At 68.7% G+C, this 770-nt stretch carries 1 protein-coding gene; it reads left to right on the forward strand.

All coding sequences use genetic code 11. The features are described 5' to 3' along the window. The coding region (locus RM572_RS28635; protein WP_311676287.1) for an ABC transporter ATP-binding protein at positions 1-770 on the forward strand (770 nt) is incomplete at both ends.

Genomic DNA, 770 nt, shown 5'->3' on the forward strand with positions numbered 1-770 from the left:
GTGCTCACCTACCTGGTGCTGATGTCGGTGATGACCATCCAGTCCGGTGCCAAGATCGGTCAGGCGCAACGCTGGGCCGACCGGATGAGTGGGGAGGCCGGAGCCTATCTCGAAGGCCAGCCCGTCGTCCGGGTGTTCGGCGGTGCCGCTTCGTCGAGTTTCCGTCGCCGCCTCGATGAGTACATCGGCTTCCTGGTCGGCTGGCAGCGTCCCTTCACCGGCAAGAAGTCGCTGATGGACCTCGTCACCCGGCCCGGCACCTTCCTGTGGTTGATCGCCGCGGTCGGCACCCCGATGATCATCGGCGGCTCGATGGATCCGGTCGACCTGCTGCCGTTCCTGTTGCTGGGCACCACATTCGGGGTCCGGCTGCTGGGTGTGGGCTACGGGCTGGGCGGAATCCGCGGCGGCATGCTGGCCGCCCGCCGCATCCAGAACGCCCTCGACGAGGCGGACCTCGCCCTGCTGGAGAACGAGGGCGAACCGGGTGCCCCGGGCGCCGTGGTGTTCGACCGGGTGACCTTCGGGTACCGGCCGAGTGTCCCGGTGATCAAGGACGTGTCGCTGACCTTGCGCCCGGGCACGGTGACCGCGCTGGTCGGTCCGTCCGGATCGGGGAAGTCCACGCTCGCCGCGCTGCTCGCCCGGTTCCACGACGTCGACTCGGGGTCGATCCGGTTGGACGGCAAAGACATCCGGTCGTTGTCCGCCGACGAGTTGTACCGCCGCGTCGGCTTCGTGCTGCAGGAAACCCAGCTCGTGGCGGGCAC

This window comes from Streptomyces hazeniae, from assembly GCF_031845485.1.
In the GTDB taxonomy this organism is placed as follows: Bacteria; Actinomycetota; Actinomycetes; order Streptomycetales; family Streptomycetaceae; genus Streptomyces; species Streptomyces hazeniae.